We start from the raw sequence: 15,846 nt of genomic DNA on the forward strand, positions 1-15,846 counted from the left end.
TTTACCTAGTATTAACCAAATTATAATAATAATACCCTAGTACTAGTACCAGGTACTAAGTAGTAATAAAAGGTTTAAATTCCCATATTGTATGTTTACTCCCAAAAAGATCATGAGAAATGAAATAAGGTAACAAGCGTACGTTAAATGTCCTTCTCTCCATAAATTTTGGTAACAAAAGCAAATTTTTATTGCTCCTGTTTTCTGGGTAAATAACCTATAACTAGATGTGGTTTCTCCGCTTTATCAACGTTAATTTTTTTTTATTTCTATATAATAGGTTTCTATAGAAGAGTACAGCTGTTCTAAATCTAACAATAAAAGATGGGTTTCTACTATTATAAGTGTTAGGTAATTGATGGTATACATGAAGGGGGCCCTCCCCTGCTTCAATTGCCCGTCTCCCTTATCATCTGCTACACTATAACTATACATAAAACGAGGAGGATCCGCGAATGAGCAAAATTGTAAGTTTAATTTCTTTTACAGAGACAGAGCAGAAGCGTATCCAGGATATAGCACCTCATTATACGATCACTACAGGCAAAGCAAAGGAACTTGATTCCTCCGTTCTGCGAGAAGCAGAGATTCTGGTGGGTTGGCCAAAAAGTAGACCAGATGAATTATTACACCCTGACAGCAAATTAAAATGGATACAGACTTGGTCTGCCGGCGTAGACTATCTTCCTCAAGAAACTTTGCAAGAGCGAAATATCCTACTCACCAATACAAGCGGCATTCATGCGATTCCGATCTCTGAAATGATTCTTGGTATGATGTTGTCTTTATCCCGTAGTCTTAAAAGAGCTGCTGTAAATCAGGCTAACAGCACATGGGATGCAAGTGAAGATCACATGAGTGAACTACATGGAAAAACGATGGTCATCGTCGGCGTAGGTGAGATTGGGAAGGCCACAGCTAAACTTGCCGAAGCTTTTGGCATGAAGGTAATTGGTGTTCGCAGATCGGGTAAAGAAGTAGATCATGTCAGCAAAATGGTCTCCATGGAACGTTTTGAAGAAGTACTGGCTGATGGAGATTATGTGGTTAACATTCTTCCCCTTACCGATGATACCCGCCATCTATTTAATGAACAGGCTTTTGCCGCAATGAAAAAAGAGGCATGCTTCATCAATGTTGGCCGCGGCGCAACCGTAGATACTTCTGCACTGCTGAAAGCTTTACAAGAAAAACAGATCGCATCTGCTGCACTCGATGTATTTGAAGAAGAACCTTTACCGAGCGATCATCCTCTATGGGCGATGGATCATGTACTGATTACACCTCATATTGCTGGAAGCACTCCTTATTATAAGGAACGTGCTTTTGAAATATTTATAGAAAACTTGAAAGCTTATGTGAAGAACGAGACTCTTCCACGTAATCTAGTTGATTACAGTCGTTCTTATTAGAATTACAAAAACCCGCTCAAGACCTATATCTTGTAGCGGGTTTGTCTTATTTTTAACTAATAGGCTTTATTCTCTAAGGTGAATCCTCGTTTGCCTCTTACAGTACCAAATTTCCCGAACAAAAGAACCTTTTGATGTGGTTACATGGTCTTCAATTCGCCATCCCGTCTGCCGTAGCTGCTCCGCAATAGGCTGTGTACTTACAATGACTGCTTCCTCGGCTAGTTTTCCAAGGTGACTCAGCAGTTGCAGCTGTTCTTCTAGAGGTAACACGGAACACACATTATATGGTAGATCTAATATTGCGCGATCGGCCTTTTCTTCGAGAGTTGTCATATCTCCAAGCGTAACAAGAGTATCGTCATAACCATAATGCCGAAGATTCTTACGAGCCCCTTGGACGGCAAGCGGGTTGATATCATTACCGCGGATGGATATCCCCATGGACAAAGCTTCAATTAGGACATTCCCCATCCCGCAGCAAGGATCAATTATCGTTACCCCTGCGGCTTCAGGCGCTGCTATGTTAACGAGCGCCCTGGCAACCCTGGAACTGAAGCCAGTGGAATAATTATGCGGTTTGTTTTTGTGATTCAGCCACACACTCTCTGCTTCGTGACATTGTCCCAGCATCCATCCTGATTTCAAGTGAATGAGCCCCAGTGTAACATCTGGTTTTTTCATTCTCGCGATCCCTTTTACCCGGTTCCCTACCGAACGTTCAAGCGTTCTCTGTTCATCATAAGTGTAAGGAAGCCCTTCTTTCAGATACAACACTTTAAAAGTGGAATCCTCTTCTAGTTCTATAGATTCGGCAAGCATTAACAATTCATCCAGGCTAGAAGCCGAAAAGAATATATCTACTCTCCTATTAAGAAAGGGACTCCGCGAAGGATCGATGCAGTGATTCGTTATATAAAATGAATGGTCCAAAGCCTCCTGCATTCCAAGCAGTCGTTTTAGCTCTAAATGACAAAGAGCCTGTTCACTTTCGTGACAGGCAAAAGTATATAAAAATGTATCGTTCGCTTTATTTCTATTATGAATAATCATGAGTAACCGTAAATCCCTTCTCATCTCGTATTGTTCATACTCGCTTCTATTATACCCGAAGCTGAGAGATGGAAGCGAGCAGTTCCTCTGACAACGTTCTGAGCCTCCCAATTCGATCGGCTACCACTTCAAGCGATCCAACTTGCTGCTCTGCCGATGCAGATACTTCTTCTATACCCGCTGCTGACTGCTGTGAAATCGCAGAAATCTGCTGACTGAAATCGTTCATTTCACCGCTTAGTTGCTGCATCCCTTCAAGGCCCGATGTCACCTCGTTAATGACAGCCACCATTTCAACTACCGAAGACGTAATCTGTTCAAATGCATCATTTACTTCTTCCATTTGGCGGGTTCCTCGCGTTGTTTCCTGCACTCCACTCTCGAGTGACAGCACAACGGATCTAGTATCTTGTTGAATTTGAGTAGTTAACTCGTCAATCTGACCCACCGTCTGCTGAACTGCATCCGATAATGATCTTACTTCTTCAGCGACCACAGCAAATCCACGACCATGTTCCCCTGCTCTTGCCGCTTCAATGGATGCATTCAAAGATAACAGATTGGTTTGTTTTGCAATTTCGCGGATGACATGAACAAGTTCGTAGATACTTTCGTTACTCTTATCCAGATGGTTCACTTGGTTCATAGACGAGGATACCCGGTTCGCAATTTGGTTCATCTGTTCAATCGACTTCTGCATAATTTGTTTCCCGCGAGTTCCTCGTTCAAGAACAAGTTCGGACATCCCTTTAAGCTGCTCACCTTTCGAAGCATGATCCCGGATATGCTCATTCAGCACTTCAACCGTTCTAGCGGCGGAAGTAGCGGTTTCTGCCTGACTTTCGGTTGCTTTTGCCGATTCCTCCATCGAGATCGCAATTTGCTGGCTTCCGAGTTTCACTTCTTCTGAAGTCAACGCGAGGTCGCTACTATGCGATTCAATAAGTTTAGATGTCGTTCCGATCTGACTTACGATTTCAACCAGATTAGCCTTCATCTGATTAATCCCTCTACCGAGCGATGTGAGTTCATCTTCTTTCTTTCGGTAGATATCCTCTACTGTTAAATCTCCGTTCGCGATGGATTGTACATTCCTCTCAATCTTCTTAATGGGTCTCACCAGGGTACGAATTAATGCAAAATTACTGACAAGTGTCGCAATCATAATTAAGCCGATACCAAAAATCATGATCCCTACGGATCTTAATGAACTTTTTTCTAGCTTAATGACCGATTGATCTGCCTCTTGTTGATTCAGTTCAACTAGTGACCTTAATTGAACCAGCATCTTCCGATAGGAAGTCTCTGATTTGAGCATAACTTCATAAGCCAAATCGGGATCGTTTCCATCCACTTTTTCAATGGCTTTTGTATTCACCTTACTATAGGCATCCCATTCTGCAACATAAGCATCAAATTTCTTTTGAGTTTCTTCATTAGAGATACTATCGTTATATGCTTTTTTCGTATCGCTAAGATAGCGAATGGTCTGTAATCGTTCCTCTCCAATTGCTTTTCTCTTCTCCATATCCTCTGCCAAGTAATAATCATAACTCAGCTTCTGAATATGCTCGGAAGCAAAGGTAATATTGTTGATCTGGTTCATGGCAGGCATTATCCTTTGAGTAATGTCCTTCGCATTTGTTTCCATAGACTTGGTCTGTACTATGGAAACTGATCCAATCACGATCACATAGATTAACAGCGTCACCATTACAAAAGTAATTCGCTGCCCTATTGTCTTCATTTTTAACAATGTTTCTCCCCCCAAAAGCCTCTTGATGATTTACTTCTTTATAATATGTCGGTAATTGAAGGTAAGAATGTGAGTTACTCACTATATATTGAGCCTAAATAATCACCTTTTTCACTTATTTTGGGTATGTGCCATGAAACAAAGCAGGCCTTCATCATAAACTAACTTAAAATGCGAAATACAAAGGAACGAAACCAGTCATGAAAAAAAATGAAAAGTCGGCATCTTCTTTGCATAAAAAAACAGCGGTACCCAGAAGGAAACGTACTGTTACCAAAAAGCAGAGCCCCGCGAAGTTAACTACAGCTTCTAAAGTCCTCTCTTTTCCACCAAAGATTTCTAATTCAGGTGTGCAGCTGAACCATCCTCTTCCTGAGAATCGGAGCTCGGCTGCTCCCCTTACTCCCCCTAATAAGCCACCTTTTTCTATTCGTGATGCTAAGAAGCTACGACTTCTGTTACTCTGGGAATACGATGCAGGATTACCTTCAACAGAAATCCGGTTTATACAATCTTTACGTATGCTTTTTAAAGAGGTATTCCCGCTGAAGATTGAGGATAACTTAGTTAATGCAATCACACTATATCAGCCCGATGTCCTCCTTGTCGTCGGAAACCGAACCAACCTGCCTCTTGCTGGTCAGGCATCTTATTATAAAGACCTTAAAACGGTCCTCTGGTTACAGGATGTATATGGTCCTCTTTCCCACTTAAATACGAACCCTGATTCTCTAGTTTGGGATTATGTCATTACACAAAATCCAAGGCACATCTACACGTATCAAAAGACAACGACCTCAAAGGTAGTCTATATCCCCTTCGGTCCTGATCCAGAGCTATTCGCTCCAGAAAAAGCACCTGCACATATACAGTCCGACCTACTCCTTCTTGGAGATTACGAACCTCGTTTACATCCTTATCTTGAAGCCCTTTGTGAAAGCAGTCCGGATGGACGCATAATCGCTATAGGTGATAACTGGAGAGACATTCCTAGAGTAGAACCATGGATCCCAGAGACAAGTAATGATATAAAACAGCTCTACAATGGAGCAGATATCATCATAAGTTTTGGTGGGAATGACCGAAGGGGACTGGATATCGCGGCGTGCGGAGGCTTTTTGCTTGCGGAACATGGTGTGAATCAGGATAACTATATGATACCGGGAGAAGACTTTGTTTCCTTTCATAGCCCTGAAGAACTTGGCTCACATGTGACTTACTATAAAGAACATCCAGAGGAGAAGAGAAAAATCAGCTCCAGAGCTCTGGTACGGAGCGAGTTTGATTATTCCTTCTTTCATCTGATAATGGATTTTACGAACACTCTTCTTGAAGGCAAGTGATTTATGTATTCCGAAAGGGGCCTTTACCTCTTTATATGAACGTCTTAGATAGAGGAAAGGAGATAAAGTTCTATATGAAACTGATTGCTTATTTTCTTCCTCAGTTCCATCAGATTGACGAAAACGATGCCTGGTGGGGAGAGGGATTCACCGAATGGACCAATACGCGAAAAAACAAACCATTATATAAGAAACATGTTCAGCCGAAAGAACCGCTAAAAGATTTGTATTATAACTTAATGGATGCTTCCATTCGAAAATGGCAGGCCGATGCGGCTAGGTCTCACGGCATTTACGGATTTTGTTACTACCATTATTGGTTTAAAGGAAAGCGTCTGCTCGAAAAGCCGTTCCAATCTGTTCTGAAATCAGGGGAACCCGATTTTCCTTTCTGTCTATCCTGGGCTAATGAACCTTGGACACGTAAATGGGATGGCGGAAATAATGAAATCCTCATGCCTCAAGATTATGGCGATGAAAACGACTGGGCTGAGCATTTTGATGAACTCCTAACTGCCTTTCAAGACCCGAGATATATTCGGGTTCAGAATAAACCTCTATTTATTATTTATCGTCCGGGCGCCATTCCCCGCTGTGAAGAAATGCTTCGGTTTTGGAATCAACTGGCTATAAGAAGTGGTCTCGAAGGTATTTATTTTGCAAGAACATTAGGGGGATTCGAGATCCCCCCGCAGTCTGGTTTTGAAGCAAGTATTGAATTTGAACCGCATTATACGTTTGCTCATGGACATAATGCAAATCTCTGGAGTTATATTAGCACTAAGGATGGAGAACATCTGGTATTTGATTATGACAGAATATGGGAAATGATACTAGGCCGATCTCCGCACCGAAGCGGTGAAACGATTTTCCCAGGTGCCTATGTCAATTGGGATAACACTCCTCGAATTGGAGCCCGCGGGCAAAGCTGTATTGGGTCTACTCCCGAAAAATTTAGTTATTATTTAACGAAACAGATGAACCGGGCTGCTTCGATCTATCAATCGGAGTTTGTATTTATCAATGCTTGGAATGAATGGGCGGAGGGGACTTATCTGGAACCAGATAAGAAACATCATTTTTCATATTTGGAGGCCGTTCAAGAAGCTGTTACACGCCATGAAAAGTACATGGAGGGTAAAACAAAACTTCCAAAAAAGAGGTAATATATCAAACCATTTCGCTTATTACTTAAATCCGATGGATACCGAGGGTTGGTATACCCGAAGACACGTCAATAAATAGAACATAGTTGTTCCCGTCTGTCCCTTTCAGTACTAAACCAGGCTGACCGCTGTTCGTCGCATTATAGAAAGTAACACCACTTGGAGCAGCGCTGACGGGCGGCACGGCGGGAACCCCTAAAGAGATGAGTTTGGATCCAGCTACCACATTCTCGTTCGCACTGAGGCTTTGTCCTGCACCCAAATGTTGCAAAATGGTTGCACTGCCATTGACCTGAAGTTGTCCGGCAATGGTTTGGCTGCCATTCACATTAAGACCCTGCTGAATCGTTTGGTTCTGGGAGTTTACATCTTGTAAAGTTGTCCCTCCAAGAACCTGCAGATGTCTGTTAATTGCTGCGTCTCCCGTTACACTGATATTATCAAATGTCGCCATACACTTCACTCCCTTCCTTATTACTCTATTCTATGTAAAGGAAAGAGATTTGCTCTATAACAAAAGTACAATTATCCTTTCGATTTAATAATATAGGAAGAGAGTGAAAAACTAATCTATTACCCTTTGCTCATTTCTTCCCCTAATAATCCATAGGATAATAAACGTTGTTCATAGGATGCCACACGGGTAGAGATGAGGATCTCGTTACACCCTGTTTTTTGTGCAAGCACTAGCAGCTCCTCTTTGACCTGTTTGGGATTTCCGATGATGACAGGATAAGATGGCACCTCTACGATTCCCCCCGTCGCTTTCCGGTGTAAGATGAGCGCTTCCTCTTTCCAGGAAAGAGCTTCATCTGCAGAAGGAGCACAGATCACATTGACCGCAATACTCGCTTTTGGTTTCGTAAGATTCTCGGAAGGGATAAACTGCTCCCTATATTTTCGCAGCATCTCCGCAGCATCCTGTTCACTCATAAACTGACCGAATACATAACCCGTTCCAAACTGCGCGGCATACTCCGCACTTTTCACATTGGTCCCTAACAGCCACAAAGCAGGAGGAATCTCCGGTAACGGTTTAGCCGCAATCGGCTCCCCATCAAAACTATATTTTCCGTGAAGCAAATCTTGAAGCTGTTTAATGAGTTCCGGATACTTGGCCACTTTCTCTAAATAATTACCGGCAAGAGCCATCGATAAATGGGCCGATCCCCCTGGAGCGCGACCGATTCCAAGCTCAACACGTCCGGGATAGAGGGAAGCCAGCATATGATAATTTTCTGCTACCCGAATCGGATGATGGTAGGGAAGAAGTACAGCTCCTGATCCAAGTTGAATCCGATTTGTTTTTGCTCCGATGTGAGATAGTAATACTTCTGGACTCGCAGATTCTGTACCTGGAAGATTATGATGTTCTGAGGTCCAGTATCTTGTATATCCCCACTCTTCTCCTTTGATCGCGAGATGAACAGACTGGCGAATTGCTTCTTCGGCGGTTACATCCATTAATCTGGGAACGAGGTCTAAAATTCCTAATTCTAATGATGTAGAACCATATGGGTTCATATATTCTCAACTCCCTAGTTATCTTAAGTTTGCTTCTCATTCTACCTATAACAAAAAAACAATGAATTAATTTAGTATAGCAACCCCGTTTCTACTAAATCAAATTTCACCTGCCTATAAGAAGAGAAACGACGGAGCATCAAAAAAGCCGTCTGCCTCACCACGATATGGTGAGACAGAACGGCCGGAATCATTTTTATAAGGAAGGGACTTGAATTTGGTTCCGTGCTTCTCCAGCAGCTGCTACCATGTTGCGAAGAGCTGCTACGGTTTCTTCTTTCCCTCTTGTTTTTAGACCACAATCCGGGTTAATCCAGAACAGTTCAGGATCGAGCACATCCAGCGCAGATACGACAACCTCTTTCATCTCTTCTACGGAAGGGACACGAGGACTGTGAATATCGTAAACGCCAAGGCCAATTCCTTTGTCATACGTCTGTGTCTTAAAGTTCTCAATTAGTTCTCCGTGGCTGCGGGAAGTTTCCAGAGAAATAACATCCGCGTCCATCGCCTCGATGGAATCAATGACATCATGGAACTCGCAATAACACATATGCGTATGAATTTGCGTTGTATCATTAACAGATGAAGTCGATAATTTAAATGCTTTTACGGAATCCGTCAAGTAAGATTCATGATCAGCCTTTTTCAGCGGAAGTCCTTCACGAAGTGCCGGCTCATCCACTTGAATCATCTCAATGCCAGCCGACTCGAGTGCCTCCACTTCTTCACGAAGTGCAAGTCCGATCTGATAAGCAACTTCACTGCGCGGAATATCTGTACGAACGAACGACCAATTCAGAATCGTCACTGGGCCCGTTAACATCCCTTTTACCGGTTTTTTCGTAAGGGACTGAGCGTATACGGTTTCTCTCAGTGTCATTGGCTCTTGGTATACCACATCTCCAAAAATAATCGGCGGCTTCACACAGCGTGAACCATAAGACTGAACCCAGCCTCCTGCTGTAAAGGCGAATCCACCCAATTTTTCTCCGAAGAATTCAACCATGTCTGTCCGTTCAAATTCACCATGAACCAGTACATCCAGGCCCAGTTCTTCTTGAATGTCAATCCATTCTTTCGTTTGCTCATCTACAAAAGCTTCATACTGCTGGTTATCCAGTTGTCCATTTCTCCATTGTCTTCTTGCCTTACGAACCTCAGCGGTTTGCGGGAAACTTCCGATTGTCGTTGTAGGAAGAATAGGAAGATTAAATCTCTTTTGCTGAGCCGCATGTCTTGTTGAAAAATCAGACTTTCTTACGAATGAAGATTCATCCAGATTATTTACGGCTTCTCTTACCGTACCGTTACTGCGGAATACGGATGTATTCAGTTCGCTCAGTGCCTCACGGTTCTCAGCCAAAGCTTCTTGAATGACATCCTCATCTTCTGCCGCAATTTTTACCAGCAGCTGAATTTCATCCAATTTCTCTTCTGCAAAAGCTAATGAATTACGCAGAACAGGTAACAGCGCATCCTCTTTTGCAAGAGATACCGGTGTATGAAGCAAACTGCTGGACGGTTGAATGATCAATTGATCTGGGGATACGATCTTTCCGAGCTCTTTTATCACCTGAATGCGCTCCGTCAGATCACTTCTCCATATATTCCGGCCGTCAATGAGACCTGCAGCGAGGACTTTGTCCTCTGGGAATCCATACTCACGAAGATGTTCAAGATTCGCTTCCCCGCCGTGAACAAGATCTAGACCAATCCCTTGAACAGGCAGACTTACCACTTTCTCATAATCACCTACGGCTTCGAAATACGTCTGTAAAATGATCTTAAGCTCAGGCGCTACCTTATTCAGTTCTTCATAAATACGCTCGATTTGTTTCCAATCTTCTGCTGGAATATCAGTAACGAGGCTAGGCTCATCGATTTGTACCCATTCTACTCCCGCCTGTTGCAGTTCAGAAAGCACTTCACAATATAGCGGAAGGAAACGTTCTACAAGGGAAGGAAGTTCAGCGTTCGCATACCCTTTTGATAATTTAAGAAATGTATAAAGTCCAAGAAGAACAGGCTTTCCTTCAATGCCAAGTTCCTGTTTTGCTTCCAAATAAGCATGAAGTGGACGATTCACTGTTAGTGAAGGATTCGCATCAGCGAGTTCAGGAACGATATAGTGATAATTGGTATTGAACCATTTTGTCATCTCGGAAGCGGCTGCCTGATCGTTACCGCGAGCCATTGCGTAATAAGTATCCAAAGATACCTCTCCACCTTCGTACCCATAGCGCTTTGGAACAATGCCAAACATTGTACTTGTATCAAGGACATGATCATAAAGTGAGAAATCGCCTACTGGAATAAGATCGATTCCTTTCTCTTGTTGTAGCTGCAAATGGCTAAGGCGAATTCCTTTTAATTCCGCAAGAAAATCAGATTCGCTTACTTTTCCTGCCCAAAAAGATTCGAGTGCTTTCTTCCATTCGCGATTGGCACCAATTCTTGGATACCCTAGGTTACTACTGATCCATTGACTCATTTCCTTACCTCCGTATGGGTATATTATGATTAATTCATTTCATTTTCGGCTCTGTTAGGAATGGCAAAAAGGGACGTCTTCCCTAGAGAACGGTTCCGTCTTTATTTACGAAATGCAGAACTCGGATGTCTGCACTTGTAACGTAAAAAACGTCGCTGTTTCCTTACTTACCTAGGGTAAAGACGCCCCTGGGTCTTGATCAGACAGGCAGCCATCTTAACACCTTCCTATCTCCCGTAGGTACAGCAGTGTTGTCAAAACAGGCAGGTCTCCTGGCTCCAGAGAAAGATTCGTAAGCTATGCGCCTCCCCAGTTCACTTCATGAACCAGTGGCATATGCAAGCCGCATCTCTGTTACAGTGGCGGGACCGCGCCGGTATCTCACCGGTCTTCCCTATTAAGTACGGCTGCATATTGCACCGTACACCTGTTTCCGTGAAATTTACTTAACCCCTCTTTTTCTCATATATGGAGGTTGTATCCAATATACACCAAGTATATCTCTATGAATAGTGTTTTTTATATTATTTAATCCAGATCATAGATTGAGCCGACTTTCAGACCGTATAATTCATTGTATATTTTCTCAGCAAAAGCATCTGTCATCCCTGCAATATAATCTATAATCATGTGTTCCCATGTCCATATTGGATTGGGGCGAGCTTGGTCTTTTTCAAACCTTTGCAGCCAGTCCGATGGAATGATCGATTTTGAAGTTGCAGGATCGTTAAATGCATACCATAAGCGCCGGAGAATCCATTCACTTCTTTTTTGCAGACGCTGAACTCTAAGATCTTTGATCATCGTTACCCATGCAAAGCTTTTAAGCACACTCACTGTACGGAGCAGATCAAGATCCTCTTTTCCTTCCTTGACAAAGGTAACCTTTTTCCAGTCTCCGGTATCAATAATCCCTAAGGAACTGACAAACAGACTCACCCAATACGCTTTTACTTCCCGGCGGGTACGGGAAAAATCATGGTCACAGCCGGGGATCTTCTCTTCCCATATTCGGAGGAAACTATTCAGTACCTCTTCTACTTTTGGTTCAATGGCTTCTTTTGTCCACCCCAACCAGAATGCATCATCAAGCGTCATGATCTTATCCACAATAAGCCGTTTAATGTGCGGGTCATGCAAAAAGTGTTCGTGAACTTCGATTTTCCCTGCCTTAATGCCATCTTCTAAATCATGAGCCGAGTAAGCAATATCATCACAGAGGTCCATAAGCTGGGCTTCTAGTGTCTTTTGCCCTTTCGGAATTTTCCACTCACTGCGAATATCGCTGATGTATTGCCACTCATGCCAGTACATCCCCTTCTTGTTCTCTATGCCGGGATAAGGGTATTTATTAACTCCAAGAAGCACCGCATCCGACAGATTGAGTCCATCTATGTTTTCTCGCTTTTCAAGGAACATCATGAGCCTAAAATTGTGTGCATTTCCTTCAAAGTGTTCATATTTTCTGCGCATGGCTTCGGTTACTTTTTGCACTTGGTTTGGTGATGCCTTGCCTGTTTTATTTACATCCACTATGGACTGCGTTTTCTCCTGAACCAAGTTCGTCAGAATGTTATCGAGAACTTCTTCTCCTTTATGACCAAAGGGCGGATGGCCAAAATCATGAGCTATGGAAGCACATTCTACGACTTCAGGATCTATAACGAGCCCTGGGTTATCTGCCCTGCCAAGCTCCGCATCGGGATATTTCCGCAGCAGACTTCGAGCCGCTTCCCTTGCAATCTGCGCCACCTCAAGTGAATGAGTAAGCCTTGTGCGATAATAGTCACCTGTGCCTGCACCGAACACCTGGGATTTCCCCTGTAACCGGCGAAACGTCGGTGAATGAATTAAGCGGGAATAGTCTCTTTCATAAGTAGCCCGCGAACCTTCGAGTTTATCTATTTCTGCATATTGTCTGTGTTCACGTAATTTGTCCATATGATTTCCTCCGTTATTTCAGGGCATCCAATCCACTGCTTTATCTTTTCTTTTTACCCACTCTACTGAAATCATTTGCACTCGTCTATCCCTTGTGGAAGATTTTCATAGATATTTTTAATTTTTTAACTTTATCACTAAAAGCCACATTTTATTCCCTCAAAAAATTCGTGTTTCTTCTATTATATAAGTTAAACTTATAAGTAATTTATCTTCGCGAATAGCAACTTGAAAAGAGCTGTCCTATGACAGAATGACTACAGAGCTCACTTCTATATTGAAAAAAGCACCCGTCTCAAAAAATAGACGCGCGCTCTTATTTATTTTATCTCATCCCATGTGTGTTCATGAGTATTTACATACCCTTTTTAAAATTATAATTTATTCCACTCTTCCCAAGGGATTACGCCAAGTTCTGGTCTCGCTTCTCCTGGAAGCATGGATAACCACTCAATCGAATGACCGTCGGGGTCTTCTGCAAACATAGAGACAGCTGGCATCCAGCCAAAAACGTAAGGTCTTCCGGTCTTGTCGCCTACAAAATTATCGAGAATCACTCCTTTTTGGGTGAGCGTATCGATCGTCTTTGAAAATTCAGACAGCGGCACCTCAAAAGCAAAATGCTGCCTAACAATCTCATGCGGTTCCTTCTTCCATAAACCAAGCATGGCATTTCCTTTTCCGCCAATCCAGTAAAAACGGGCACCCCGGCTATCCGTATGGGCGAGTTCTAGTCCAACCTGATCTTCATAAAATGCAGCAGAGCGTGCTAGATCCCGTACATGGAGGTGTGTTTCAAACAATCCTCTAATCATATTTGTAATCTTCCTTTCATTAAAATATTTATTTTACGTTAACTCGGATTCAAAACAGTCCATACTATATATATTCTACTTCTTATCTCTTATGGTGTAACCTTCCATTCATTCAAAAAATGATTAAAAAACAAACTATTCTTTGTTGTTATTTGGTAAAATGTGCTTGAGATATAAATTGGGAGGGTTGAAACGATATGTTTACATGGAAAAAGACATTTTCGACGATTGCTGTGTCCGCATTATTTTTCAGTTCAGTGGGTTTAGCTAATGCTGCGGTTGTAACCTCAGGTACTGCTTCCGCATCTGAACAGAAAGGAACTCACATCACCATTCTGCATACAAATGATACACATGCTAGGGCGGTAGAAGATTCTCCCATCATGGGTTATGCCAAAGTAGCAGGAATTGCGGATAAGTACCGTAAGGATAACCCAAACACGCTTTTTCTGGATGGCGGTGACGCAATTCACGGAACAACCTTCGCTACGCTCGTCAACGGGGAAAGTATCGTAAAAGTCATGAATGAAATGGGTTATGATGCCATCGTTCCTGGTAACCATGAGTTCAATTATGGCTGGGAGCATCTAGTGAAGCTGAGTAAAGAATTGAATTTTCCTATGATTAGTGCCAACGTGAAGAAAAAGAACAACACAGGCCTTTTTGATCCATATATCATTAAAGAAGTGGATGGGGTGAAACTCGGAATTATTGCTCTCACTACACCGGAAACTGCTTATAAAACAAATCCGAAAAACGTAGAAGGTATTCAGTTCACGGATCCATCGGATGAAATGCAAAAATACGTTGATGAACTTCGTAACAAAGTAGATGTGATCGTTGCACTTGCTCATATCGGGCAGGATGACTCGGATACAGATAATACGTTTGATGTGGTAAAAGAAATCGATGGAATTGATGTTTATATAGACGGTCATAGCCACACAATGCTCGAAGATGGAATTGTGGCAGATAATGGGACATTAATTGCTAGTGCCGGTGAATACACTAAATATGTTGGTGTCGTCGATTTATGGGTTGACGGCGGTGATGTAGTTAAGAAAAAAGCCTCCCTCATTGACGAAAAAGAAGCAGCTGGAATTGCTCCTAATGAAAAAGTAGCAGCTCTAGTTGATTCCATCACCAAAGAACAAGCGCCGATTCTGGACGAAGTGGTAGCAAACATCTCTACTGATCTGGAAGGTAGTCGTGAGAAAGTACGCACAGGCGAAACCAATCTAGGAGACCTCATTGCAGATGCCCTTCGTGACGTATCGGGTGCGGATGTAGCCTTAACGAACGGCGGCGGTATTCGTGCTTCCATTGAAAAAGGGGAAGTGACTAAAGGCGAAGTCATTACTGTTCTTCCTTTTGGTAACCAGATTGTCACTTTAAACGTCAAAGGCGAAGACCTCATTGCAGCTTTGGAAAATGGGGTAAAAAGTTATCCCGAAGCAAGCGGCGGATTCCCGCAAATCTCCGGTTTCACTTTTAAAATCGACCCTTCAAAAGAAGCTGGAAGCCGGGTTCACTCCGTGATGGTTGGCGGAAAAGCAATTGATCCGAACGCCGTTTATTCCCTGGCAACCAATGATTTTACGTCCATCGGCGGCGATGAATACGATATGTTCAAGAAATATAGCCAAGCAGGAATGTATGGCTCTCTGGATGAAGCATTAATTACGCATCTGCAAAAGTTAGGTAAAGGAACGGTTACGACAGATGGTCGAATCTCAGAAGGGACAGTACCGGTTATCGCTCCGCCAGCAGAAGAAAAACCAGCACCTGTGGTTCCTGTTACACCCGAAAAACCAGCTAAACCAAGCAAACCGTCTAAGCCTGTTGCAGAAAAGCCATCCGTATATGTTGTAAAATCAGGGGACACCTTGTATTCCATTTCCCTTAAATACAACACCACTTGGCAGACCCTTCAACAACTCAATAAACTTAAAAATGCACACTGGATCTATCCAGGACAGACATTGAAGCTCCCTGTTGCGTCTTAATAACAAAATATAGATCAAAAGTCATGCTTGTACCCTGCTTTTTCTAAAATAATTTCTCTAATCTATTAATATTCTCAGCATATAACCGATAATATAGTTAAGAAGTCGCTATTATGTAGCTTGTAGGCAAGTCCATATGTAAGTTTTAGACAAAAAAGTAGTCAATTAGTAACAGTTTGTAAGCAAGATTTTAAATGGTACCACATAAGTAAGGCGAAAAATATCATAAGCGTATCGTTAGAAGTTTGAACAACATGCTCAAAAAGGCCCTGCAAATGCAGGGCCTTTTTGGTGCTTTATTTTGGCAACGAATGCTAACTAGTACCTTCTCACCTT

At 42.6% G+C, this 15,846-nt stretch carries 11 protein-coding genes and 1 riboswitch; of the genes, 4 read left to right on the plus strand and 7 right to left on the minus strand.

Translation table 11 applies throughout. The features are described from left to right. Positions 1–455 precede the first annotated feature (455 nt). Positions 456–1,412 (plus strand): D-2-hydroxyacid dehydrogenase, encoded by a 957-nt coding sequence (locus GQY27_RS04670; RefSeq protein ID WP_160032354.1) that lies wholly within the window; start codon positions 456–458, stop codon positions 1,410–1,412. A gap of 66 nt (positions 1,413–1,478) precedes the next feature. Here the strand turns inward: GQY27_RS04670 and GQY27_RS04675 are convergent, their stop codons facing one another. Next, positions 1,479–2,465, minus strand: coding sequence for a TRM11 family SAM-dependent methyltransferase (locus GQY27_RS04675; protein ID WP_160032355.1), 987 nt, complete (start codon positions 2,463–2,465; stop codon positions 1,479–1,481). Between the two features lie 49 nt (positions 2,466–2,514). Further along, positions 2,515–4,212: a methyl-accepting chemotaxis protein gene (locus GQY27_RS04680; protein WP_236570494.1), complete on the minus strand. Its 1,698-nt coding sequence runs from the start codon at positions 4,210–4,212 to the stop codon at positions 2,515–2,517. Between the two features lie 209 nt (positions 4,213–4,421). Between GQY27_RS04680 and GQY27_RS04685 the strand changes: the two genes are divergently transcribed. Together GQY27_RS04685 and GQY27_RS04690 are read left to right on the plus strand one after the other, a co-directional pair. After that, entirely contained in the window at positions 4,422–5,564 is a 1,143-nt protein-coding gene (locus GQY27_RS04685) for a glycosyltransferase family protein (protein ID WP_160032357.1), read from the plus strand. A 74-nt stretch (positions 5,565–5,638) separates the two neighbouring features. Beyond that, a complete protein-coding gene (locus tag GQY27_RS04690) occupies positions 5,639–6,730 on the plus strand; it encodes a glycosyltransferase WbsX family protein (protein WP_160032358.1) in 1,092 nt (363 codons plus the stop codon). Between the two features lie 25 nt (positions 6,731–6,755). Here GQY27_RS04690 and GQY27_RS04695 read toward each other — a convergent pair whose 3' ends face one another. From GQY27_RS04695 to GQY27_RS04715, 5 genes are all read right to left on the minus strand, one after another. Next, a complete protein-coding gene (locus GQY27_RS04695; protein ID WP_160032359.1) occupies positions 6,756–7,184 on the minus strand; it encodes a hypothetical protein in 429 nt (142 codons plus the stop codon). 119 nt (positions 7,185–7,303) lie between these two features. Beyond that, positions 7,304–8,254, minus strand: a complete 951-nt coding sequence (locus tag GQY27_RS04700; RefSeq protein WP_160032360.1) for an MsnO8 family LLM class oxidoreductase — start codon at positions 8,252–8,254, stop codon at positions 7,304–7,306. A gap of 196 nt (positions 8,255–8,450) precedes the next feature. Next, positions 8,451–10,748: a 5-methyltetrahydropteroyltriglutamate--homocysteine S-methyltransferase gene (gene metE / locus GQY27_RS04705; RefSeq protein WP_160032361.1), complete on the minus strand. Its 2,298-nt coding sequence runs from the start codon at positions 10,746–10,748 to the stop codon at positions 8,451–8,453. A 245-nt stretch (positions 10,749–10,993) separates the two neighbouring features. Then, a riboswitch (cobalamin riboswitch) is annotated at positions 10,994–11,194 on the minus strand. 82 nt (positions 11,195–11,276) lie between these two features. Next, the gene (locus GQY27_RS04710) at positions 11,277–12,689 is read right to left on the minus strand and encodes a deoxyguanosinetriphosphate triphosphohydrolase family protein (protein ID WP_160032362.1); all 1,413 of its coding nucleotides are present in this window, start codon (positions 12,687–12,689) and stop codon (positions 11,277–11,279) included. A gap of 374 nt (positions 12,690–13,063) precedes the next feature. Further along, complete coding sequence (locus tag GQY27_RS04715; protein WP_160032363.1) at positions 13,064–13,504, minus strand: VOC family protein; 441 nt, start codon at positions 13,502–13,504, stop codon at positions 13,064–13,066. A 197-nt stretch (positions 13,505–13,701) separates the two neighbouring features. Here GQY27_RS04715 and GQY27_RS04720 point away from each other — a divergent pair, with 197 nt between their 5' ends. After that, positions 13,702–15,510 carry a 5'-nucleotidase C-terminal domain-containing protein gene (locus tag GQY27_RS04720; RefSeq protein WP_160032364.1) on the plus strand — a complete coding sequence of 603 codons (1,809 nt, stop codon included), beginning with the start codon at positions 13,702–13,704 and terminating at the stop codon, positions 15,508–15,510. Positions 15,511–15,846 lie beyond the last annotated feature (336 nt).

The sequence above is a fragment of the Paenibacillus sp. An7 genome (genome assembly GCF_009870785.1).
Taxonomy (GTDB): domain Bacteria; phylum Bacillota; class Bacilli; order Paenibacillales; family Paenibacillaceae; genus Paenibacillus.